Source organism: Streptomyces axinellae, from assembly GCF_039532135.1.
In the GTDB taxonomy this organism is placed as follows: Bacteria; Actinomycetota; Actinomycetes; order Streptomycetales; family Streptomycetaceae; genus Streptomyces; species Streptomyces axinellae.
Map to the genome: position 1 here is coordinate 1 of NZ_BAAARJ010000071.1, position 1,245 is coordinate 1,245.

General features: G+C 69.0%; 1 pseudogene. It reads left to right on the forward strand.

Annotation, left to right across the window (positions count from 1 at the left end):
- Positions 1-242: 242 nt before the first annotated feature.
- Positions 243-928, forward strand: a pseudogene (locus ABD339_RS33480) (IS5 family transposase); the annotation flags it as partial.
- Between the last annotated feature and the right edge of the window lie 317 nt (positions 929-1,245).

Here is a 1,245-nt window from a genome sequence, read left to right on the forward strand (position 1 = left end):
TGGCACCACCACGTCACTCTCGTCACGGCCGCCCAGGCATTCCTCACCCTGCGGCGACACGACCCAAAAGCGCAGGCACCGGCCTCACCCTCTACCAGATCCTCGACGCTCTCCAGGACCTCCTGAAATGCTGGACCGGCACCTGCGCCACCTGCGGCCGCACCCTGCCCCGCACCAGAACCAGAACCTAACGAAGCACTACTAGGCGGTTTCGTTTGGATCAGCTGGTCGTTGGTCCGGGTGTGCCGTTGGCTGATGGGCAGTGGGCGCGGATTGAGCCGTTGCTCCCGGACCGGACCCCGAAACGGGGTGGCCGTTGGCCGGGCCATCGTGAGGTGATCGACGCGATCGCCTTCAAGTTCCGGACCGGTACCCAGTGGGTTCACCTGCCAGAGAAGTACGGCAACTGGCGGGGTGTCTACAACCGGCTGCGGATGTGGGCCGTCGACGGCACGTGGGAGCGGGTTTTCACCGCCCTGGTGGCCCGGGCCGACGCGGACGAGGACCTCAACTGGATTGTGTCGGTGGACTCCACGATTGTGCGGGCTCACCAGCACGCAGCCGGGGCCCGCAAAAATGGGCCCCGGCCGGTGAACCGGACGACCATGCCATCGGCCGCTCCCGCGGCGGACTGAGCACGAAGATCCACCTCGCCGCCGACGACCGCTGCCGGCCACTGGCCTTCCATCTCACCGCCGGACAGGCCGGTGACGCACCCGCCTTCACCGACGTCATGGCCCGCCTGCGCATTCCCCGCCGGCGAGGAGGACGGCCCCGTACCACACCCGACCTGGTCTTGGCCGACAAGGCGTATTCATCCCGCGCGATCCGCGAACACTTGCGCAGGCGCGGCATCCGCGCAGTGATCCCCGTCCCCGCCGACCAGCGCGGACACCGGCTACGTCGGGGCAGCCGTGGCGGCAGGCCAAGGTGGGGGGCGGGGATGGTTTGGTAGTGGGTCAGGGCCTGGCGGGGCTTGTCGGGGTTCATCGTGTTCGAGGCGGCTGTGCAGTTCTCCCTGGTCCACCCAGTACACGTAGGCCGGGTTCTCGTCCCGGGCGCGGTTGTAGGGGGCGAAGGCCGTACCTTGCGCGCGGGTGGTGGCCCGCTTCTGACCGGCGCGGGTATGGGCGCGGGCCAGGCGGGCGTGCAGCATCGCTTCCATCCGAGGTGAGTCGTCGGTAAGGGGCAAGCGGAACATCACCCCGAAGACCGCACGCCGAGGGCGGGTACCCGGCTCCGGCA